Consider the following 20,600-nt stretch of genomic DNA (forward strand, 5'->3'; position numbering starts at 1 on the left):
TGTGACCATGGCGGGCCGGACCTCCCAGGCCGGCCGCGGCGGGGGCACGTCCAACGCGCGCGGCGGTTCGAACACGCGTGCTACCCCGCGCACCCGGGCCACGCCCGCGGCGAAGGCCACCCCCGTGAAGGCGACGACCCGGGGCCGGGCCGCCACCCCGCGGACCAACGCCCGGACCGCGACGCCCACGCGGCGCCGCCGCCGCACCGGGGCCGTGGTCGCCACGCCGCTGGGCCTGTTCGGCCGGGGCATGATCGCGGTCTGGATGGGGCTCGCGCACAGCGTCGGCTGGGGCGCCCGCGCCATCGGCCGGCAGGCGGCGACCGCCCGCGACCTCGACCCCGAGCATCGCCGCGACGGCGCGGGGCTCGGCATGATCGGGCTGGCGGTGCTGCTCACGGCGGCCCTGTGGTTCCAGGCGGCCGGGCCGGTGGGCCGCTGGCTGGCGAGCATCTGCCACACCTTCATCGGCGCGGCCTCGGGCGTGCTCCCCGTGCTCCTCGTCATCGGCGGCGTCCGGATCATGCGCTCGACCGAGGACCCCGACGAGCACCGCGGGCGCGGCCTGGTCGGCTGGGGCGCCCTCTTCATCGGCGGCACCGGCCTGATGCACCTGGCCGCGGGCGCCCCGACCCTTCCCGCGAAGATGGACCGGGCCGGGGGCCTGCTCGGGCGGGGCGGCGGCGGACTGCTCGAGATGGCGGTCACCTCCTGGGTGGCGGTACCGCTGCTGCTGTTGCTTTCGGCATTTGGCCTGCTGGTCGTGACCTCGACGCCGATCAGCCGGATCCCGCAGCGCTGGCGCCAGCTGCGCGACCTGGCCCTGGGCCGGGTCGAGGACCCGACACTCGTCGACGACGACGAGTTCGAGGACCTCTACGACGAGCCGGAGGAGCAGCCGGCGCGCCGGGCCCCGGCCCGCCGCCGCCAGGGCAGCCGGGCCGGCGACGAGTCCGAGCCGCTGCCGCACCCGCTGGGCCTCGACCCCGACGAGTTCGACGCGGCCGCGCCCGACCTCGACCCCGAGTTCGTCCACGACACCGTCGTGCTCCAGCGCATGCCGGCCGCCGGGCGCAAGAAGAAGGACAAGGCGCCGGCCCCGGAGAAGGAGCCGCCGGAGCACTCGCCGATGCCGACGCGAGCCGAGCAGCTCGCGCTCACCGACGCCGACTACAAGCTGCCGCCGCCCGACCTGCTCGGCACCGGCGACGCCCCGCGCGGGCGCACCCGGGCCAACGACGAGATCACCAACGCGCTGCAGGGGGTGTTCGAGCAGTTCGGCGTGGACGCGCTGGTCACCGGCTTCACCCGCGGCCCGACGGTCACCCGCTACGAGGTCGAGATCGGCCACGGCGTCAAGGTCGAGCGGATCACGGCGCTGTCGAAGAACATCGCCTACGCGGTGAAGTCGGCCGACGTGCGCATCCAGAGCCCCATCCCCGGCAAGAGCGCGGTCGGCGTCGAGATCCCCAACTCCGACCGCGAGAACGTGGCGCTCGGCGACGTGCTGCGCTCCCGGGTCGCCACCAGCGACCACCACCCGCTGGTGGTCGCGCTCGGCAAGGACATCGAGGGCGGCTACGTCGTGGTCAACCTGGCCAAGATGCCGCACATCCTCATCGCCGGCGCGACGGGCGCGGGCAAGTCCAGCTGCCTCAACAGCCTGCTCGTGTCGCTGCTGACCCGCGCGACGCCGGACGAGGTGCGGTTGCTGCTGGTCGACCCGAAGCGCGTGGAGCTCACCAGCTACGAGGGCATCCCGCACCTCGTCACGCCGATCGTGACGAACCCGAAGAAGGCGGCCGACGCCCTCGACTGGGTCGTCAGCGAGATGGACATGCGCTACGACGACCTCGCCGCGGCCGGGGTCCGGCACATCGACGACTACAACCGCAAGGTGCGGGCGGGGCAGATCACGGCGCCGCCGGGCAGCGAGCGGGAGATCCGGCCGTATCCGTACCTCCTCGTCGTCGTCGACGAGCTCGCCGACCTCATGATGGTCGCCCCGCGCGACGTCGAGGACTCGGTGGTCCGCATCACCCAGCTGGCCCGCGCGGCCGGCATCCACCTGGTGCTCGCCACCCAGCGGCCCAGCGTCGACGTCGTCACCGGCCTGATCAAGGCCAATGTGCCGTCGCGCCTCGCGTTCGCCACGTCCAGCCTCGCCGACTCCCGGGTCATCCTCGACCAGCCCGGCGCCGAGAAGCTCATCGGCCGCGGCGACGCGCTGTTCCTGCCCATGGGCGCGTCGAAGCCGGTCCGCATCCAGGGTGCCTGGGTCTCCGAGTCCGAGATCAGCGACGTCGTGAAATTCTGCAAGGACCAGCGCGAACCCGAGTTCCGCGAGGGCGTCACCCAGAAGCGCGAAGAGGCCAAGAAGAAGATCGACGAGGAGATCGGCGACGACCTCGAGCTGCTCGTCCAGGCCATCGAGCTGGTGGTGACGAGCCAGTTCGGCTCGACGAGCATGCTGCAGCGCAAGCTGCGCGTCGGCTTCGCCAAGGCCGGCCGCCTCATGGACCTCATGGAGACGCGCGGCATCGTCGGCCCGTCGGAGGGCTCCAAGGCGCGCGACGTCCTCATCAAGCCCGACACGCTGGGCGAGGTGCTGGGCGCCCTGAAGGACTCCGAGGACGACTGACCGGCCGGCCACTCCCCGATTGCGTCATGCGGCGTCGATGGCCGCGGTGATCTTGCGGATCATGTCGGTGACGGCGGGGGTGGGCCGGGTGTTGTGGGTGGCCGACTCCAGGGCGGTGAGGACGGTGCCGCGGAAGTTGGCGGCCTCGTCCGGCGCCTGGGTGCGCAGCAGCGCCGACGCCTCGGTCAGCGCGGGCAGGACCCGGTCGGCGATGTCGGCGACGGAGCGGCCGTTGAGGTCCTTGTGGCTGGGGTATTTGGCCAGGATGTGGCCGACGAGGCCGGTGGAGGAGCCCAGGGCGATGCTGCCGTTGCTGGCGACCTTGTGCGGCGAACCACCGGCGGCGGCCGCGGCCGAGAGCAGGGTGACGGCGCCGTAGGCGGCGAGGCGGATGGTGTTCTGGTCCTGAGTGGTGAGGGTGGTCGACATGGTGGGCGCTCCTTCGTGGCGGTTGTTGTGTCACCACCATGCGGGCGTTGGCTGACATGGGGCCGTCAGCGCTCTGACACGGGTCGGGGTTGCTGTGGCGGTGGCCTCCCTCGGTGGCGTGGCCGTGGCGGTCCTCCGGGTCATTGACTAGCGTCTGGGCGATGGCGCGGACGGCCGTTTGGGCTTTGCGGGTTGCGGGCGCTGCGGCGGCTCGTTTCCCGATCCCGGTCCCGGTCACGGCGCGGGGGATCCGGTAGGTGCTCGCCGCCTTCGTGCCGATCTGGGCGCTCACGGCCGTCGGGTACGCGGCCGGGCGGAGCAAGGTCCTCGGCCCCGCCGCCGTCGATGTGCTCGGCCGGTTCGTCTTCTTCGTGGCGATGCCCGCGGCGCTGCTCAACACGCTCACGCGGCAGCCGATCGGGGGCCCCGCGGGCAAGGCCGTCGCCGCCTTCTCGATCGCCACGCTGGTCATCGGCGGCGCCGGCTTCTGCGCGGCGCGGTGGGTGTTCAAGCGACCGCTCGCGGAGCAGACCATCGCGGGCATGGCCTGCGGGTACGTCAACGCCGGCAACCTCGGCATCCCCGTCATGGTGCAGGTGCTGGGCAATGCCGGCTTCATCGCCGTGGTACTGCTGATCCAGACCAGCATCCTCACGCCGCTGATCCTGGGAACGCTCGACGTCGCGCAGAGCGAGCACGCGACCGGGCGGTGGCGGCGCCTCCTCACCGTGCCGCTGCGCAGTCCCGTGATGCTCGCCTGCCTCGCCGGCGTCGTGCTCGGCGCCGCCCACGTGCACCTGCCCCGCCTCGCGGGCGACGCGGTCGCGCTGCTCGGGAACGCGGCGGTGCCGTCGGCGCTGGTCGCGCTCGGGCTGTCGCTGGTGCCGCGGCAGGACAACGACGGCGAGGCGCGGAGGCCGGTGGAGGTGGCGCTGGCGGTACTGCTGAAATCGCTCCTGCAACCCCTGCTCTGCTTCGTCCTGGCGCGCCTCGTCTTCGGGCTGACCGGGCCGGCCCTGGTCGCGGCCGTGCTGTGCGCGGCCCTCCCGACGGCGCAGAACACGTTCGTCTTCGCGCGCGCGTACGCAGTGGACGGCACCTTCGCCCGCGACGTCATCGTGGCGTCGACCGGCCTGTCCATGGCGACCCTGACGATCGCGGCGACGCTGCTGCTGTAGCGGGTCGAGCGCGCCCCGCCCCGCGCGGTCGCAACGGCGCCGCTGGTGCGCAGGCATGGGCGGCGTGCCCGCGCGGACGCGACGGCGCCACTCGTGCGGCGTGTCCGCGCGGGCGCGACGACTTCGCTGGGTAGGGGTGCGGGTGGCATGCCCGCGCGGGCGCGACGACTTCGCTGGTCTGGGGTGTGGGTGGCGTGTGCTCGCGGACGCGGTGGCGATGGGGGTGCGGTGCTGGTGTTGTCTGGGGTGTGGGGTGTCCGCGTGAGGCTGGGCGTAGTTGGGCCTGTCGGCGCGGCGTGGCGTCGCGCGGGCGCGGTGGTGGGCGGTGTGTCTGAGCTCGGTGTGGTGACGCGCGACGGTGGGGGCCGGCTGCTGCAATAGTTGGAGCCGTGCCGGACGAGCAGATTGATGCCCTCGGGGCGCTGGCCGATCCGCGGCGGCGGGCCGTGTACGAGCACGTGGCCGCGGCCGGGGGCGCCGTCAGCCGGGATCAGGTGGCGGAGGCGCTCGGGATCGGGCGCACGCTCGCCGCGCACCACCTCGACAAGCTCGCCGAGGCCGGGCTCCTCGACGTGGCGTTCGCGCGGCTCGGGGGGCGTAGCGGGCCCGGGGCGGGGCGGCCCTCGAAGTTGTACCGGCGCTCCGCGGTCGAGCACTCCGTCAGTCTTCCGCCGCGCGGGTACCGCGTCCTGGCCGAGGTCCTGGCCGAGGCCGTCGACGAGGCGGGGATCGAGCCCGCGCTCTACGCGGCCGCGCGGCGTACCGGGGCGCGGCTCGCGGGCGGGTCGGTCGAGGAGACGCTGCGCGGGCTCGGGTACGAGCCGTACGCCGACGGCGACGTGTGGCGCCTGCGCAACTGCCCGTTCGACTCCGTGGCGCGCACGCATCCGGGCGCCGTCTGCGGGGCCAACCTGGCGCTGCTGCAGGGTGCGCTCGGGGGCGGGGCGCGGATCGATCCCCGGCCCGAAGGGTGCTGTGTGGCTGTCGATCGAGACCCGGACGGTACTAAAAACAATGGCAGTTTGCTTTAGACTGCCGCCTATGACCGCTCACCTTGCTCAGCTCAACGTCGGCGTGCCCGTGGGGCCGCGCGACGACCCGCGCATGGCCGGGTTCTACGCCGACATCGACCGGATCAACGCCGTTGCCGACGAGTACCCCGGCTTCGTGTGGCGGCTCGTGGACGACAGCGGCGCCGACGCCACCTCTTTGCGGCCGTTCGGCGGGGACCTGATGGTGAACATGTCCGTCTGGACGTCGCTGGAGGCGCTGCGCGAGTACACCTTCCGTAGTGGTCATCTCGACGTTCTGCGACGACGCCGGGAGTGGTTCGTCCCCCTGGGCGAGCCGCACATGGTGCTGTGGTGGGTGCCGTCCGGGCACCGGCCGGGCCTGGACGAGGCCCGCGAGCGGCTTGAGCTGCTCGGCGGCGGCGGGCCGACGCCGAAGGCGTTTACGTTCCGGGACGTATTCCCGGCTCCGTGAGGCCGGATCCGCTCCGCAAATTGTCAGCCCCGGTCGGTACGCTCGACAGCATGTCCACCAACGCTGACCGCCGCGTAGCCCTGCTCACCCTGGGCTGTGCCCGCAACGAGGTGGACTCCGAGGAGCTCGCCGCCCGGCTCGCCGACGGCGGGTGGTCGGTGACGACCGACGGTACCGACGCCGACGTCGTGCTGGTGAACACCTGCGGGTTCGTGGCCAAGGCCAAGCAGGACTCGATCGACACCCTGCTGGCCGCGTCCGACACCGGCGCCAAGGTCGTGGCGACCGGCTGCCTCGCCGAGCGCTACGGCGAGCAGCTCGCCGGCGAGCTGCCCGAGGCCGACGCGGTGCTCGGCTTCGACCACTATCCGGACATGGCCGCCCGCCTGGACGCGATCCTGGCGGGCGAGACCATCCCGTCGCACACCCCGCGCGACCGGCGCACGCTGCTGCCGCTCACCCCGGTCGCCCGCCGGGAGGCGACGGTCGTCACCCCCGGGCACCTGCCGGCCCACCTGCGCGGGGTGATGCGCCAGCGGCTCGACCAGGGGCCCGTCGCGCCGCTGAAGCTGGCCAGCGGCTGCGACCGCCGGTGCGCGTTCTGCGCAATCCCGTCCTTCCGCGGGGCATTCGTCTCCCGCACGCCGGACGAGATCCTGGCCGAGGCCGAGTGGCTCGGCGCCAACGGCGTGCGCGAGCTGGTGCTGGTGAGCGAGAACTCGACCTCCTACGGCAAGGACCTCGGCGACCCCCGCCTGCTGGAGAAGCTGCTGCCGCAGCTGGCCGGGACCGCCGGGATCGTGCGGGTGCGCGTGTCGTACCTGCAGCCGGCCGAGACCCGGCCCGGGCTCATCGAGGCGATCGCCACCACGCCGGGCGTCGCGCCCTACTTCGACCTGTCCTTTCAGCACTCCAGCGAGCCCGTCCTGCGCCGCATGCGCCGCTTCGGCTCCACCGAGCGCTTCCTCGACCTGCTCAAGGCCGCGCGCCGGCTCGACCCGGAGGCGGGCGCCCGCAGCAACGTCATCGTCGGCTTCCCCGGGGAGACCCGCGAGGACGTCGACGAGCTCGCGCGCTTCCTCACCGAGGCCCGGCTCGACGCGATCGGCGTGTTCGACTACAGCGACGAGGACGGCACCGAGGCGGCCGGGCTGCCGGACAAGGTCGCGGCGAGCACGGTCAAGAAGCGGTACGACTGGATGAGCGCCCTCGCCGAGGAGCTCTGCGCCCAGCGCGCCGGCGACCGCGTCGGCTCGATCGTCGACGTGCTCGTCGACACCGTCGAGCGCCACCCCGACGGCGTTGACGTCGAGGGCCGCGGGGCCCACCAGGCCCCCGAGGTCGACGGCTCCACGACCCTCGTGGCGGGCGGCAACCTCGACCCGGCGTCGCTGCGCCCCGGCGATCTCGTGCGCGCCAAGGTCGTCGAGAGCGTCGGCGTCGACCTGGTCGCGACCCCGACCGAGCTGCTCAGCCCGGCGGCGCCATGACCTCGGTCAAGCCCCCGCCGCTGCTCAACGCGGCGAACGTCCTCACGGTCGTGCGCATGGTGCTCGTGCCGGTCTTCGTGCTGTGCGTCGTGGCCAGCCGCATGACCCACGACGCCTGGCAGGTCGCCGCGGGCCTGACCTTCATCGTGGCCTGCGCCACCGACTACGTCGACGGGTGGATCGCCCGCGCGCACAACCTCGTCACCTCCTTCGGCAAGGTCGCCGACCCGATCGCGGACAAGGCCCTGACCGGCGCAGCGCTCGTGCTGCTGTCCTTCTACGACAAGCTGCCCTGGTGGGTGACGGCGGTCATCCTCGTCCGCGAGTGGGGCGTGACGGCCCTGCGCTTCTGGGTCATCCGGCACGGGGTCATCCCCGCGAGCCGGGGCGGCAAGGTGAAGACGGCCCTGCAAATTCTGGCGATCGGCTGGTACCTCACGCCGCTGCCCCATGGCCTCGCGCAGATCGGCCCGTGGCTCATGTTCGCGGCCGTCGTGGTGACGGTGGTCACCGGTGCCGACTACGTCCTGCGGGCGATCCGGATTCGGCGGGAGTCATTGGCCCGCGGTGGGGGAGCGGTGTTATCGGTGCCCGGAGCGGCGCCGGCCGTGGCTCCGCAGGCGGACGAGCCGGTCGCCTGAGGGTAGTTCGACCGATTTGTCCGGGCGTGGCGCGACTCACTCCGACGCGCGGGCGAGCCGGTCATTTGAGCGTGGTTCGGCGTCGCGGGCTTCTGCGAGCCGGTCACCTGAGCGCGACGGGGCTTGGCGCGGCTCCGGCCGTGGCCACGTTGACGGGCGGCCGGTTCTGGCCGTGGCCCGGCTCGATGGCCGGGTAGTCGATCGGCCCTTGTGCGGCGTCGGTTCGAGGGGCGGACAGTCGATCGGCCCTTGTGCGGGCGCCGGCCGTGGCCCCGCCCGCGGTCGCGTCGTGGACAGGGTCCTGGCGCGCCTGCGGCCTCGCCCGCGGGTGATTCGACCGACATGTCGGGCACTGCGCGCCGCGACATGCCGGATTTTTCGCCCGACAGGGTATCCGCCGGATTGCACGGTGATTGAGGTGGAGGCGGCGGCGGAGTAAAGAGAGGGGAGCGGTTGTCGCTTTCGTCGCGGAAGGAACTCGGGTGGACACGGAGCGGGCGGGCGCGATCCTCGCGGCCCTCAAGGAGCGCGGCGAGACCCTCGCCGTGGCCGAGTCGCTGACCGGCGGGCTGCTCTCGGCGGCCTTCGTCGAGGTGCCAGGGGCGAGCCGGGTCTTCCGGGGCGGGATCGTGGCGTACGCGACAGAGTTGAAGGCGAAGCTTCTCGGGGTACCGCCGCCGCTGCTTTCTTCGCACGGGCCCGTCGACCCCGCCGTCGCCGCGGCGCTCGCGGCCGGGGCGCGGGAGCGGTGCGGCTCGGACTGGGCGGCCGCCACGACCGGGGTCGCCGGACCGGACTCACAGGCTGGTCAGCCGGTCGGCCGGGTGTATGTCGCGGTGGTCGGGCCGCCGGCCGCGCACGGTGAGCCGGACCGGGTCGAGGTGCGGGAGCTCACCCTTCCGGGCGACCGGGCGGCGGTGCGGTGCGGGGCCGTCGAGGCCGCCGTGGGGCTGCTCGCGGAGACCCTGGCTGTCTTATAACGGCGGGGCAGGGTGTCGATCGGCTTCGCACCAGGTACCGTGACGGGTACCAGTTTTTTCGCGGTCTTGCCAGCTGCGTCAGAGGGGGTGCCACCGTGCTGCTTCGTCGGGTGATCGGTGACGCGCTGCGAGCGCGACGGCAGGCCCAGCACCGGACCCTTCGTGAGGTCTCAACCGCGGCGAACGTGAGCCTCGGATACCTCTCGGAGATCGAGCGCGGCCAGAAGGAGGCGTCCAGCGAGCTGCTGGCCGCGATCTGTGAGGCCCTGGGCGCCGCGTTGTCCGAGGTGCTGCGTGATGTGAGCGACACCCTGGCCCTGGCCGAGGACCTGCCGCCGGTGCTCGTGCCGGTCGGCGCGCCCGAGCCCGTGCCGGACTCCGGTTCGGGTGAGGCGGTCCCCGCGGCCGACGCGTCCGCCGACGGCCCCCAGGCCCGGCTCGTGCGCGGTGCGCCCAAGGCGAAGGTTGCCGCCGATGCCAAGCTTTCGGTGGCGGTACACCACGATGGTCCGCTGCGGACCACCCTGCGCGCGACCCGAGGCCCGGCCGACCGCGAGCGCGACGTCGTCTACGCCGCCTGAGCGACTCGGGGCCACCCGGCCTCCGCCTGAAGTCCTAAAGGCACCCGGTCGCCGCCTGAAATCCTGGAGGCACCGGCCGCCGTCTGAGCGGTCCGGGGCGATGCGGCGCGGCTTGATCGGGACTCGACGCGCTCTGCCACACTGGTGCCGCGCCCACGGGGGCGCGGATCACAGCACGGCAGCGCGGAGGCGAACAACCCGTGAGCTACCCGAACCGGCGGCGCAACCCCCTACCGATCATCATCGCCGCGGTGATCGGGGTGTTCGCGATCTGCGGCGTGTACCTCTTCCTGGCCAACCGCGGCGACGACGGCAACGACTCCAAGGCCGACTCCCCGCGCCGTGAGGGCTGCACCACCCTGAACATCACCGCGTCCAGCGAGAAGGCCGCGCTGATGACGGAGTTCGCGAAGAGCTACATCAAGTCCGACCGGCGCTTCGACGGCAAGTGCGCCGACCCCGTGGTACAGACGAAGGCCTCCGGCGCGGCGCTCGAGGCGCTCGCGACCGGCTGGGACGCCAAGAAGGACGGGCCGCAGCCGGCGGTCTGGACCCCCGCGTCGGCGTCGTGGGTCGCGCTGCTCAAGCAGCGCCTGGCCACCGGCGACAAGGGCGGGCTGGTCCCTGACGGCAAGCTCCCGATGATCGCGCAGTCCCCGTTGGTACTCGCCATGCCCAAACCGATGGCCGAAGCGCTCGGGTGGCCGGACAAGCCCATCGGCTGGGGCGACGTCTTCGGGCTGATCAACGACCCGAACGGCTGGGGCTCCAAGGGCCACCCGGAGTGGGGCCGGTTCCGGCTCGGCAAGACCAACCCGCACTTCTCCACGTCGGGTCTCAACGCCACGGTCGGCGCGTACTTCGCCGCCACCGGGCGCTCGACCGACCTCACCGACAAGGACCTCGCCGACCCGAAGGTGCTGCAGTACGTCAAGTCGGTGGAGTCCAGCGTCGTGCACTACGGCGACACCACCCTGACGTTCCTGTCCAACCAGCTCGCCGCCGACCAGGGCGGGCGCGGGCTCAACTACGTCAGCGCCGTCGCGGTCGAGGAGAAGTCGGTCTACGACTACAACACCGGCAACCCGACCGGCGACCCGGCCCTGGCCGGCAAGGGGACCAAGCCGCGGGTGCCGCTCGTCGCGATCTACCCCAAGGAGGGCACGCTGGTCAGCGACCACCCCTACGTGGTGCTGACCAACGCCAGCGACGAGCAGAAGGCCGCGGCGGCCGACTTCCTCGCCTACGTGCGCGACGGGGCGCAGCAGAAGCGCTTCACGGACCTGGCCTTCCGTACCTTCGAAGGCAAGGCGGGCTCGGCGGTCACCCGCGACAACGGGCTGCTGCCGGACGCGAAGTTCACCGTGATCGACCCGCCGTCGCCGCAGGTGCTCGAGAAGGCGCTGAGCACGTGGGACGCGCAGCGCAAGCGGGCCAAGGTACTGCTGGTGGTCGACGTCTCGGGCTCGATGAACAACGACGCCGGCAACGGCCAGACCCGCATGCAGCTGGCCAAGCAGGCCGCGCTGCAGTCGCTGACGCTGCTCGCGCCGGACGACGAGGTCGGGCTGTGGACGTTCTCGACCGAGGTCGCGGGGGCCACCACGCCGTACACCGAGCAGGTCCCCGTCGCCGGGCTCTCGGGCAACAAGGCGAAGCTGGAGCAGGTCATCAACTCGCTCAGCGCCGAGGGCGGCACGGCCCTGTACGCCACCACGCGGGCCGCGCAGCGCAAGATGGTCGAGCTGTCCGACCCGAGCCGGATCAACGCCGTCGTGGTGCTCACGGACGGCAAGAACGAGTACCCGAAGGACAGCGACCTCGACGCCCTCGTCCGCGACGTCGACACGTCGGACAAGGAGATCCCGGTCCGCGTGTTCACCATCGCCTACGGCGGGCAGGCCGACATCGGCGTGCTGCAGAAGATCTCCTCGGCCTCGCGCGCGGCGGCCTACGACGCGAGCGACCCGACGACGATCAACAACGTGCTCGTGAATGTCCTCAGCAACTTCTGATCCTTCAACCGAGGGGGCACACTTACGGTCGTGGGCGTCAAGGAGCAGCTGACCGAGCCGTGGGGGCTCGTGGCCGCGGGCGTGCTCGGCGGGATGGGCGGCGCGGTCGCGGCCGCCCTCACCCCGGCGGGCCTGCTCGTCGGGGTGCCGGTCGGGCTCGCGGTCGCGGGCGCGGTGTACGGGATCCGGGTCGTCCTCGGCGTTCTCACCGACCGCGGCGGGTCCTCGCCCAAGCCGCTGTCCGCCGCGCCGCCGCCGAACCTGCCCGCGCCGCCGCGCGGTAGCGACGCCGAGCGCTGGCTCAAGCGCGCCGAGGCCGCGGTACGCACGCTGCGCCGGCAGGCGGAAGGCACCGGCGATCCGATCCTGCGGGGCCAGATCTCCGAGGTCGACGACTCGGCCGCCGGGGCCCTCTCCGATCTGGCCCGCTTCGCGGGGCAGGTGACGCTCATCGACCAGACGGCGTCGGGGATCAACACGCAGCGGCTGCGGCAGGACTACAACCAGCTGCAGCGCGGGCTGTCCGGCCTCGCGCCGGGTCCGTTGCGCGACGAGCGGGAGCGGGCCCGGCGCGCGGTCGCGGACCAGCTCGACGTCGGCCAGCGGCTGCGCGAGGCCCGCGAGATGCTGCTCGCCCGCATGCAGTCCGCGGTGCTGGGCATGGAGGGCCTGGTCGCCCGGATGGCGGAGCTGGTCGCCCTGCACGCGACCACGGTCGGCGGCGCGCCGCTGACCGCGTCCAAGGTGGCGGAGCTCACGAACGATCTTGAGGGCCTGCGCGCGGGCCTGGCCGAGGCCGAGCGGCTGTCGCGCTCGGCCCTCTCGGGCGGGGATGTCGCGGGCCCACAGCCCTGAGATCCCCCTGACTTGTGTCCGCAATGTACGGGTCTGGCGCGAATTTTCGGGGGGTTGGCCTCCAACCGGGCGTGACGCTCTAGCGCGAGCCTGACACGATAGAAGCCGCACGTTCCTGTGCTGGCCGAGAGAGGACCGCGAGATGGCGAATCCGTTCGCTAAGGGCTGGAAGTACCTCATGGCGCTGTTCGGTGCCAAGATCGACGAGTACGCCGATCCGAAGGTGCAGATCCAGCAGGCGATCGAGGACGCGCAGCGTCAGCACCAGGCGCTCGTGCAGCAGGCCGCGGCGGTGATCGGCAACCAGCGGCAGCTGGAGATGCGGCTGTCCCGGCAGATGTCCGAGGTCGAGAAGCTGCAGGGCTCGGCCCGCCAGGCGCTCGTGCTCGCCGACAAGTCGCGCGCCGAGGGCGACGAGGCCAAGGCCACGCAGTACGAGCAGACGGCGCAGGTGTTCGCCACCCAGCTCGTCGCCGCCGAGCAGGGCATGGAGGACCTCAAGAGCCTCCACGACCAGTCGCTCAACGCCGCCGCCCAGGCGCGCAAGGCCGTCGAGAACAACGCCATGATGCTCCAGCAGAAGCTCGCCGAGCGCACGAAGCTGCTCAGCCAGCTCGAGCAGGCCAAGATGCAGGAGACCGTCGCCAAGTCGCTCGAGTCGATGAGCGGCCTCGCCGCCCCCGGCAACACCCCGTCGCTCGACGAGGTGCGGGAGAAGATCGAGCGTCGGTACGCCAACGCGATGGGCCGCGCCGAGCTCGCCTCGAACTCGGTGGAGGGCCGCATGCTCGAGGTGCAGCGCTCGACCCTCGACATGGCCGGGAGCTCCCGGCTCGACCAGATCCGTGCGAGCATGGCCGGCGAGCAGCTGGCCGCCGCGCCGGAGACGCCCGCCGTCGCGTCGACCGGGACCAAGGACGCCAGCGTCTCCCGGCTCGACGAGATCCGGGCCAGCATGAAGGACAAGCAGGCGGGAGACTCGGCCAGCGCGGGCTGACCGGGAACGGGGGCGGGTCATGGCCAACGATCGGAGCAAGCACCTCAAGCGGCTGCGCAAGCTGCACCGCTCCGCCCGGGGCTGGTCCGTGCGCGCGGGTCTGCTCACCGGGGCGACCGCCATCCTCGTGCCGTACAGCGGCCTGGGCCTGCCCGACGCGTTCTGGGCGGCCGCGGCCGGCGGCTCCATCGCCATCACCTGGTGGCGCTGGGTCGACTTCCGGGCCTTCCGGGCGTTGCCGGTACCGCCGGAGCCCGATCCGGCGCTCGCCGGCACCCTGGCCCGGGAAAAGCTCGTCGGGATGGTCCAGCGCCTCCCCGCCGGCCGCACCGCGATCGCCGAGTTCGACCGCCAGCGCGAGTTCTACAAGCTGCGGGGCCTCACGGTCGCCGAGCCCTGGCGCCGCCTCGACCGCGCCGCGACGATGCTCGGCGGCCTCGTGGGCCGGCTCGGGCCCGCCGCCGAGGGCGCGGTGCTCGACGCCGCCGTAGCCGAGCGCCAGCTGCGCGACCTCGCCCAGCGCTGCGCCTCGGTCGAGCGCACGATGCGCATCGGCCCGTCCGGCGCCGCGCTGCGCCCGGCCCATCGCATGCTGGCCGAGCAGCTCGAGCAGGGCGTCACGGCCTACGAGCAGTTCGTGACCGCGGCGGCCGGGTGCGTCGCGGAGGACAACGCGGCGGTGGGCAGCCTCGCGGACGCGACGGCGTTCCTGCGCGGGGTCGCGGAGGCCCTGGCCGACCTGCGCAACCCGCAGACCACTCCGCGCGCACAAACCGCCTGACTGTCGCCGGCCGAATCGGCGCGGACTGCGCTGACCCGGCACGGCGCGAACCGGACAAGTCCGGCCCGAACACGGCGGCGAACCGGACAAGCCCGACCTGGGCGCGGCGCGAACCGGACAAGCCCGACCTGGGCGCGGCGCGAACCGGACAAGCCCAACTCCGGCACGGCGCAAACCGGACAAACCCAACTCCGGCACGGCGCGAACCGGATAAGTCCGACCTGGACACGGCGCGAACCGGATAAGTCCGACACTTCGTGATCGGACTTATCCGACTTATACCCCGTCAGGCGATAAATCCGAAAAGTCGCGGCGCGGAGCGCCCGACTTTTCGTGGATCACTCCGTCGGCAGCAGGTAACGCCAGCTCGCCCGCACAACCGTGCCGTCCGTCATGCGGTACGACGGCCAGGCTCCCCGCTGGTCCAGGTCGCGGGTCAGCATCCGCACCGCCGCCCGAGCCGCGTCGCCGTCCAGGTCCGTGCGCCGCAGGCCCTGCGAGTCCGGCGACGGCAACGTGATGCCCGTCGGCCACGGGTTCGCCGTCGCCGTCGGGCTCGGGTCGGGCACGATCGGGGAACCGGTGCCCGCCTGCCCGTCCAGCGCCGGCACCGCCACGACGCGGACCCGGGTCGCGAGGTACGGCTGCGCGGTCGCGGACACGGTCCTGTGCACGGTGGCGAGGCGGTCGCGGGCGTTGTAAAGCACATCCGGGTACACGTGATCGGGTTTCAGCTCGTCAAGCCCCTCGGCCGTAAAGGCCAGCGGACCCGTCCGCGTCCACACCGAGACCTTGGTCACGGGCGCGTCGACGATCGTCGGGGTCGGCGTGGGCTTCTTCTGCGAGGCGCTGGCGCGCAGGTCGTCCGCGAGGCCGTTGGCGAGGGTGCGCAGCTGGTCGGGGTCGAGGCGGGAGTGGTACGTGGCGTCCGCGATCGCGTCGCCGTCGCCGTAGACGACGAGGCGGGGCGGGCGCAAGGCGGCGATCCCGGCCGCGGTGAGGCCGCCGGTGAGCTCCCAGGTCGCGAGCGGCTGGTCCTGGGGCGGGTTGAACGAGTCGGTGGGGGCCGGGCCGGCGCTGGGAGCGCTATCACAGGCGGTCAGCGTGGCCGCCGCGAGCAACCCGGCGAGCAGGCCGCGCCGGGTCAGGCCGTGGTCCATCGCGCCCCTCCCCATGAGACGTACGGGCAGCACCCTACCCCGTGGTCGCCGACCCGCCGCGCCCCGGTCACGGGGGTGACAACAGCCGAATGGTCAGTGTGGATACGTTGCGAATAACAGGGCTTCAAATTTGGCTTAGGGCGAGGGGCATTCCGAGGCGCGCTGCGTAGCGTCACGGAGGTGCACATGCCGTACGACAACCAGGGCTTCTGGCTTGTCGACCTCGACGCCGAGGGTGACCTCGTGCTCGTGCGGCCGCGTCGTCACCCGCGCTCGGGCGGGCCGTTCCCGGGCTGGCAGTGCGGGCACCAGTACGTGATGCGGTCATGGTCGCCGCCCGTCCAGCGGCGGATGGTGGTACGGCACCTCCGGCACGGCTGACCGGCGCGCTCGAACACCCAGTTCGTCTCGCCGCGGCGCAGTGAGCCCGTCGTGGACTGGGTCCAGCGGCCGCGGTTGGAGTTCAGCAGCGCGTGGGCCTTCGCGACCAGGGCGGCCGGGTCCGCGACCGCGCCGACCGGCGTCCACGGTGACACGCCGCGCAGGAACAGCGTCTCGGCCTTGTACAGGTTGCCGATCCCGGCCAGGTTGCGCTGGTCCAGCAGCGCGTCGGCCACCCAGCGCTCGGGCTTGGCGAGCAGCCGGCGCACGGCCTCGTCGCCGTCCCAGTCCTCGCCCATCAGGTCCGGGCCGAGGTGCCCGACGAGCCGCGCCTCCTCGCGGGTCGGCGCCAGGGCGAGCTCGTGCAGGTGAAAGCCGACGGCGACCGCGGCCGGCGTGTGCAGGGCCACGCGGATCAGGTGCGCGGGCCGCCCGGTCCAGCGCTCGCCCGGCTTGTACGTGCGCCACGCGCCGTCCATGCGCAGGTGGGAGTGCAGGGTGAGCGGCTCCCGGCCGTCCTTGGTGAGCCGCAGCAGCAGGTGCTTGCCCCGGCACGCGGACTCGGCGACGGTCCAGCCGGACAGGTCGGCCGCGGCGAGCTGCGGCACCCGGAAGTCGCTGCGCGTGATGGTCTGGCCGGTGATCGCCGCGCCGAGCACGCGCGCGGTGTTCCAGACGGTGTCGCCCTCGGGCACGCCCGCTCAGCCGCCGGCCGGGGCCACGGAGTAGCGCTGCAGGTGCCCGCGGGCCTCGAGCGCGGCGACCACCGAGTCGGCGTCCGAGCGCGACTCGAGCCGGGCCACCTCGTACCGCTCGCCGTCGTCGCCCTCGCGCAGCACGGCCCACAGCCCGCCCTCGACCCGGGCGCGCACCTTGCGGGCGTCCTTCTCGGCCTGCCGGATCTGGTCGGCCGCCTGCTCCTCGGCCAGGCGCAGGATGCTCTCGACGCGCGGCCCGAGCGCGGCGAACGACGGGAGGCCGTCCTCGCTCTCCTCGGCGGCCGGCGGGCCGCTCGCGGCGACCATGATGAGCCCGACGACGGTCGCGGCCACCCCGGTCCACAGGGCGGTGCTCTGGGCCCGGGACGCGGCGAGCTGCGACCCGGCGAAGAGTCCCACGCCGAGCCCGATCAGCAGTAACGCCCAACGCCTCATGACGTGTAGAGGCTAACCGATCCGCTCGAACTGCATGATCCCGTCACCCGCCAGCGTCGATGTGCGGCCGGTGGGGCGGTACCCGGCCTTCTCGTACAGCCGCCGCGCCCGCGCGTTGCCCGTCCGCGTCCACAGGGTCGTGCGCGCCCATCCGGCCCCGTGCAGCGCGTCGAGCACGAGGCCGCCGACGCCCCGGCCCCAGCGCGCGGGCGCGACGAAGACCATGGAGACGTGGCCGTACCCCGGGATCGGCGCCCCCGCGCCGTCGTCCGCCCGGCCCGGCTCGGCCAGGCCCATCGCCACCGCCTCGTCCCCGTCGACGGCCACCACCACCAGCGCGTCCGCGTCGCGCAGCTTCTGCCGCACCCGCTCGATCCGCGCGGGCGCGGGCGCGTGGCCGCGGGCCTCGTTGGCGGCCCGCCACACCGCGAGCGCGGCGTCGAGGTCGTCCGGCCCGGCCGCTCGTACCAAGGTCACCTAGCCAGTGAGCACCTGGCGCCCCATCGGCGTCAACCGCTGGCAACGCGCGGGCGCGGGCCACGTGACGCTGCGCAGCTCGTCGGCGTACGACATCCAGTAGTGCCCGCTGCCGTCGTGGTCGAAGTACGCGTGCGACTCGTAGGCCACCCGGTGCGCCGGGTCCCGGATCCACGCGACCGGGTGCATCTCGCCCCACGAGGGCGGCCCCATGGGGACGTACCCGCTGACGAGGATCGCCCGCCGGTCCCCGGTCGCGCGGATGGCGTCGACCGCCTCCTGCGCCGCACGCTGCCAGATCAGCGCGCCCGCGCGCCCGTCGGCGGCCAGCCGCGTCGGCTCGTTGAGCAGCCCGAGCCCGATCACCGACGGGTCGTCGGCCGCGACGCTCAGCCGCCGCCAGAAGTCCGCCAGCGTCGTCGTCGGCAGCGCGAACTCGCCCAGCCGCAGCATCCGCGGCGGGCCGGCGGTGCCGCCCCCGAGCGCGTAGTCGCCGTAGTTGTGCAGGTCGAGAATGACCGCGAGCCCGGCCGCGCGGGCGTGGCGCAGCGCGTCGCGCACCCGCGCGAGCTCGGCCTCGTCCAGCGGGCCGAACGGCCGTGGCTGGAGCCGCTCCCAGTTGACCGCCAGCCGCACCAGGCGCACGCCGCGGCCGGCCAGGAACCCGTAGCTCGACGGCGTCTCGTACGTGTAGTCCCACCCGTAGCGGCCCGGGTTCGTGGTGCCGAAGCCGCCGTTGCTGTCCGAGGTGGCGAACGAGCCCGCGGCCAGGTTCACGCCGCGCAGATATCCGGGTGTACTGCTGTGCCGCTCGACGACGCGCGCCTGCGGCCCGGGCACGTCGACCCGCAGGCCCTGCGCGACCGGGCGGTACACCGCCATCGGGTAGTTCGCCGGCCAGGTGCCCGCCGCCCAGGCCGTGACCGGGAGCCCGACCGCGTCGGCCGCCTCGTACCACGCCTCGGCGACCTGGCTCCACTGCGCCGCGTCCCGGTCGCCGGGCCACCCGATCTCGCCGATGAACCCGGTCGCGTGGTTGCGCCGCAGCCACGCCGAGAAGTTGGCGAGCCCGGCCACGGCGCGGGCCTGCACGTCGTCGCCCACGCACAGCACCTTGGTGAATCTGGGCTCCGGCAGCGGTACCGCGAGAGCTGCCACCATCAGCAGCAGCACGCCACCGAGCGCCATGCCCTGTTGCAATTTCCTCAGCGGACTGCCCGGCGGTGGGGTCTGGCGCGGCACCGCCGGGCACTGCCCGCATTTCCGGCGATGTACCGCCTACGCCAGCAGCGGCGCCACCTCGGCCGCGATCAGCTCCAGGTGCTCGAGGTCGCGCAGGTCCATCAGCTGCAGGAACGCGCGGGAGGCGCCGGCCTTCACGAAGCCGCGGATCTGCTCGGCGATGTGCTCGGGCGTGCCGTACAGCTGACCGGGCTGCGGGCCGGAGGGGTCCAGCCCGAGCGCCTCCGCGCGCCGGCGGACCGCGGCCTCGTCCGCGCCGCACACGATCGTCTGCGCGAAGGAGAAGACGATCGGCGCCCGCCCGTCGCGGCCCTCGGCCTCGATCGCCTCGACCACCCGCCGGTACTGCGCGTCGGTGTCCTCCAGCGAGGAGAACGGCACGTTGAACTCGTCGGCGTAGCGCGCCGCGAGCCGCGGCGTGCGCTTCGGCCCCTTCCCGCCGATGATCACCGGCGGCCCCGCGGGCTGCACCGGCTTGGGCAGCGCCGGCGATTCGACGACGTCGTAGTAACGCCCTTCGAAGCTGTACGTGCTTCCGGCCGGCGTCGCCCAGAACCCCTTGATGATCTCCAGCTGCTCGGTGAGCCGGTCGAAGCGCTCGGCCAACGGCGGGAACGGGATCCCGTACGCGCTGTGCTCCCGCTCGTACCACCCGGTGCCCAGCCCCAGCTCGACCCGCCCGCCACTCATCGCGTCGACCTGCGCGACCGCGATCGCGAGCGGCCCCGGGAGCCGGAACGTCGCCGACGTCACGAGCGTGCCGAGCCGGATCGTCGAGGTCTCCCGCGCGAGCGCGCCGAGCGTCACCCACGAGTCGGTCGGCCCCGGCATACCGTCGCCGGCCATGGTTAGGTAGTGGTCGGACCGGAAGAACGCCTCGAACCCGAGCTCCTCAGCCCGCCGCGCGATGGCGAGCTGGTCCTCGTACGTAGCCCCCAGTTGAGGCTCGGTGAACACGCAAAGCCGCATGGACCCGGACACTATCGCGATGATCTCCTTCACGACGGACTACGGCCTGTCCGACGGCTTCGTGGCGTCCTGCCACGGCGTCCTGGCCGTCCGGGCCCCGCAGGCCCGAATCCTGGACATCACCCACCTGATCCCACCGGGCGACGTCCGCCGCGGCGCCGCCATCCTGGCCCAGACCGTCCCGTCGCTACCGCGCGCCGTCCACCTGGCCGTGGTCGACCCGGGCGTGGGCACCGCACGCCGCCCGATCGCCCTGGCAACGCCGGGCGGCTACCTGGTGGGCCCGGACAACGGCCTCCTGCTCCCGGCGGCCGAGGCCCTGGGCGGCGTGACAACGGCGGTACACCTGACGAACCGCTCGTGGTTCGCCGACGAGGTCTCGGCAACCTTCCACGGCCGCGACATCTTCGCCCCGGTGGCCGCCCACCTCTTCGCGGGCGCCACTCTGCGAGACGCCGGCGAGGAGATCACCGACCCGGTGAAACTCCCGCCGTTGTACGTCGAGCAGGCCCCCGGCCGCCTGGTGTCCGACGTCCAGACGGTGGACCACTTCGGCAACGTACAACTGGCCGCCCCGGCCGAGGCCCTGGCCCAACTCCCGGCGTCGGTCGAGGTCAACGGGAGCCCGGCCCGGAAGACCACAACCTTCGGCGGAGCGGAGCCGAACACCCTGCTGGTCTTCGCGGACTCGGCGGGCTTCGTGGCAGTAGCAGTGAACGGCGGCAACGCGGCAACGCGCTTGTCAGCCACCCTAGGTTCCCGGTTGACAATTACCTACTGACCCGGACAGCCGAACAAACCGCGAGCCGGCCGGCAACCTTCGTTCGGCAGGTCCGCAAGCGCCGCAGGCGCCATCGCCCGGTCTTTGGACGATCCGCAAGTAACAAGCGCCGGAGGTGCCGCAGGCCGGACTTCGGCGAGCCGCAAGCCTTTCTGGCGCCGCAGGCGCCCACGCTCCGGACTCCGACGAACCGCAAGTTTGCCCCGCGCCGCAGGCGCCACGAACCGAAACTTCGGTGAGCCGCAAGCTTCTGCGCGCCGCAGGCGCCACGATCCGGACCCCGACGAACCGCAAATTTTCTCTCCCGCCGTAGGCGCCCACGGCCCGCGCCCACCGAATGATGACCACCACGGACCCGGCAGC

General features: G+C 73.0%; 19 protein-coding genes and 1 pseudogene. 13 read left to right on the forward strand and 7 right to left on the reverse strand.

The window, feature by feature from the left end; genetic code table 11:
- Positions 1 to 7: 7 nt before the first annotated feature.
- Entirely contained in the window at positions 8 to 2,641 is a 2,634-nt protein-coding gene (locus ACPPVO_RS08585; protein WP_426510691.1) for a DNA translocase FtsK 4TM domain-containing protein, read from the forward strand.
- Positions 2,642 to 2,665: 24 nt separating this feature from the next.
- Here ACPPVO_RS08585 and ACPPVO_RS08590 read toward each other — a convergent pair whose 3' ends face one another.
- Positions 2,666 to 3,070 carry a hypothetical protein gene (locus ACPPVO_RS08590; protein WP_426510692.1) on the reverse strand — a complete coding sequence of 135 codons (405 nt, stop codon included), beginning with the start codon at positions 3,068 to 3,070 and terminating at the stop codon, positions 2,666 to 2,668.
- A 257-nt stretch (positions 3,071 to 3,327) separates the two neighbouring features.
- Between ACPPVO_RS08590 and ACPPVO_RS08595 the strand changes: the two genes are divergently transcribed.
- The 11 genes and pseudogenes from ACPPVO_RS08595 to pspM all read left to right on the forward strand — a co-directional run bounded on the left by ACPPVO_RS08595 (position 3,328) and on the right by pspM (position 14,073).
- Entirely contained in the window at positions 3,328 to 4,248 is a 921-nt protein-coding gene (locus tag ACPPVO_RS08595) for an AEC family transporter (protein ID WP_426510693.1), read from the forward strand.
- Between the two features lie 389 nt (positions 4,249 to 4,637).
- The gene (locus ACPPVO_RS08600; protein ID WP_426510694.1) at positions 4,638 to 5,279 is read left to right on the forward strand and encodes a helix-turn-helix transcriptional regulator; all 642 of its coding nucleotides are present in this window, start codon (positions 4,638 to 4,640) and stop codon (positions 5,277 to 5,279) included.
- A gap of 10 nt (positions 5,280 to 5,289) precedes the next feature.
- A complete protein-coding gene (locus tag ACPPVO_RS08605) occupies positions 5,290 to 5,733 on the forward strand; it encodes a DUF3291 domain-containing protein (protein WP_426510695.1) in 444 nt (147 codons plus the stop codon).
- A 50-nt stretch (positions 5,734 to 5,783) separates the two neighbouring features.
- The gene (gene rimO, locus ACPPVO_RS08610; protein ID WP_426510696.1) at positions 5,784 to 7,223 is read left to right on the forward strand and encodes a 30S ribosomal protein S12 methylthiotransferase RimO; all 1,440 of its coding nucleotides are present in this window, start codon (positions 5,784 to 5,786) and stop codon (positions 7,221 to 7,223) included.
- Positions 7,220 to 7,774: pseudogene (gene pgsA / locus ACPPVO_RS08615) on the forward strand (CDP-diacylglycerol--glycerol-3-phosphate 3-phosphatidyltransferase); the annotation flags it as partial. The gene rimO and the pseudogene pgsA, both read left to right, overlap by 4 nt.
- Positions 7,775 to 8,346: 572 nt before the next feature.
- On the forward strand, positions 8,347 to 8,844 hold the full coding sequence (locus ACPPVO_RS08620; RefSeq protein ID WP_426510697.1) for a CinA family protein: 498 nt from the start codon (positions 8,347 to 8,349) through the stop codon (positions 8,842 to 8,844).
- Positions 8,845 to 8,939: 95 nt separating this feature from the next.
- Positions 8,940 to 9,425 carry a helix-turn-helix domain-containing protein gene (locus ACPPVO_RS08625; protein WP_426510698.1) on the forward strand — a complete coding sequence of 162 codons (486 nt, stop codon included), beginning with the start codon at positions 8,940 to 8,942 and terminating at the stop codon, positions 9,423 to 9,425.
- A gap of 200 nt (positions 9,426 to 9,625) precedes the next feature.
- Positions 9,626 to 11,440, forward strand: a complete 1,815-nt coding sequence (locus ACPPVO_RS08630) for a substrate-binding and vWA domain-containing protein (protein ID WP_426510699.1) — start codon at positions 9,626 to 9,628, stop codon at positions 11,438 to 11,440.
- Between the two features lie 30 nt (positions 11,441 to 11,470).
- Positions 11,471 to 12,295, forward strand: a complete 825-nt coding sequence (locus tag ACPPVO_RS08635; protein ID WP_426510700.1) for a hypothetical protein — start codon at positions 11,471 to 11,473, stop codon at positions 12,293 to 12,295.
- 142 nt (positions 12,296 to 12,437) lie between these two features.
- Positions 12,438 to 13,292, forward strand: a complete 855-nt coding sequence (locus tag ACPPVO_RS08640; RefSeq protein ID WP_360388818.1) for a PspA/IM30 family protein — start codon at positions 12,438 to 12,440, stop codon at positions 13,290 to 13,292.
- A gap of 19 nt (positions 13,293 to 13,311) precedes the next feature.
- A complete protein-coding gene (pspM, locus tag ACPPVO_RS08645) occupies positions 13,312 to 14,073 on the forward strand; it encodes a phage shock envelope stress response protein PspM (RefSeq protein WP_426510701.1) in 762 nt (253 codons plus the stop codon).
- Between the two features lie 338 nt (positions 14,074 to 14,411).
- Here the strand turns inward: pspM and ACPPVO_RS08650 are convergent, their stop codons facing one another.
- The 6 genes from ACPPVO_RS08650 to ACPPVO_RS08675 form a co-directional block, all read right to left on the reverse strand.
- Positions 14,412 to 15,233 carry a hypothetical protein gene (locus tag ACPPVO_RS08650; RefSeq protein WP_426510702.1) on the reverse strand — a complete coding sequence of 274 codons (822 nt, stop codon included), beginning with the start codon at positions 15,231 to 15,233 and terminating at the stop codon, positions 14,412 to 14,414.
- 263 nt (positions 15,234 to 15,496) lie between these two features.
- The gene (locus tag ACPPVO_RS08655; protein ID WP_426510703.1) at positions 15,497 to 16,309 is read right to left on the reverse strand and encodes a DNA-formamidopyrimidine glycosylase family protein; all 813 of its coding nucleotides are present in this window, start codon (positions 16,307 to 16,309) and stop codon (positions 15,497 to 15,499) included.
- 6 nt (positions 16,310 to 16,315) lie between these two features.
- The gene (locus ACPPVO_RS08660) at positions 16,316 to 16,768 is read right to left on the reverse strand and encodes a hypothetical protein (RefSeq protein WP_426510704.1); all 453 of its coding nucleotides are present in this window, start codon (positions 16,766 to 16,768) and stop codon (positions 16,316 to 16,318) included.
- A 12-nt stretch (positions 16,769 to 16,780) separates the two neighbouring features.
- Positions 16,781 to 17,245 carry a GNAT family N-acetyltransferase gene (locus ACPPVO_RS08665; protein ID WP_360388803.1) on the reverse strand — a complete coding sequence of 155 codons (465 nt, stop codon included), beginning with the start codon at positions 17,243 to 17,245 and terminating at the stop codon, positions 16,781 to 16,783.
- Complete coding sequence (locus ACPPVO_RS08670) at positions 17,246 to 18,433, reverse strand: glycoside hydrolase family 5 protein (protein WP_426510705.1); 1,188 nt, start codon at positions 18,431 to 18,433, stop codon at positions 17,246 to 17,248.
- Between the two features lie 90 nt (positions 18,434 to 18,523).
- On the reverse strand, positions 18,524 to 19,456 hold the full coding sequence (locus ACPPVO_RS08675; protein ID WP_426510706.1) for an LLM class F420-dependent oxidoreductase: 933 nt from the start codon (positions 19,454 to 19,456) through the stop codon (positions 18,524 to 18,526).
- Here ACPPVO_RS08675 and ACPPVO_RS08680 point away from each other — a divergent pair.
- Positions 19,455 to 20,237, forward strand: coding sequence for an SAM hydrolase/SAM-dependent halogenase family protein (locus tag ACPPVO_RS08680; protein ID WP_426510707.1), 783 nt, complete (start codon positions 19,455 to 19,457; stop codon positions 20,235 to 20,237). The genes ACPPVO_RS08675 and ACPPVO_RS08680 overlap by 2 nt on opposite strands.
- Positions 20,238 to 20,600: the final 363 nt, after the last annotated feature.

The organism is Dactylosporangium sp. McL0621, from assembly GCF_049995355.1.
GTDB lineage: Bacteria > Actinomycetota > Actinomycetes > Mycobacteriales > Micromonosporaceae > Dactylosporangium.

Coding starts and splice junctions, on each gene's coding strand:
- ACPPVO_RS08650 (WP_426510702.1), bottom strand. CDS start 15,233: ATGGACCACGGCCTGACCCGGCGCGGCCTGCTCGCCGGGTTGCTCGCG.
- rimO (WP_426510696.1), top strand. CDS start 5,784: ATGTCCACCAACGCTGACCGCCGCGTAGCCCTGCTCACCCTGGGCTGT.
- ACPPVO_RS08675 (WP_426510706.1), bottom strand. CDS start 19,456: ATGCGGCTTTGCGTGTTCACCGAGCCTCAACTGGGGGCTACGTACGAG.
- ACPPVO_RS08585 (WP_426510691.1), top strand. CDS start 8: ATGGCGGGCCGGACCTCCCAGGCCGGCCGCGGCGGGGGCACGTCCAAC.
- ACPPVO_RS08605 (WP_426510695.1), top strand. CDS start 5,290: ATGACCGCTCACCTTGCTCAGCTCAACGTCGGCGTGCCCGTGGGGCCG.
- ACPPVO_RS08640 (WP_360388818.1), top strand. CDS start 12,438: ATGGCGAATCCGTTCGCTAAGGGCTGGAAGTACCTCATGGCGCTGTTC.
- pspM (WP_426510701.1), top strand. CDS start 13,312: ATGGCCAACGATCGGAGCAAGCACCTCAAGCGGCTGCGCAAGCTGCAC.
- ACPPVO_RS08660 (WP_426510704.1), bottom strand. CDS start 16,768: ATGAGGCGTTGGGCGTTACTGCTGATCGGGCTCGGCGTGGGACTCTTC.
- ACPPVO_RS08680 (WP_426510707.1), top strand. CDS start 19,455: ATGGACCCGGACACTATCGCGATGATCTCCTTCACGACGGACTACGGC.
- ACPPVO_RS08590 (WP_426510692.1), bottom strand. CDS start 3,070: ATGTCGACCACCCTCACCACTCAGGACCAGAACACCATCCGCCTCGCC.
- ACPPVO_RS08670 (WP_426510705.1), bottom strand. CDS start 18,433: ATGGCGCTCGGTGGCGTGCTGCTGCTGATGGTGGCAGCTCTCGCGGTA.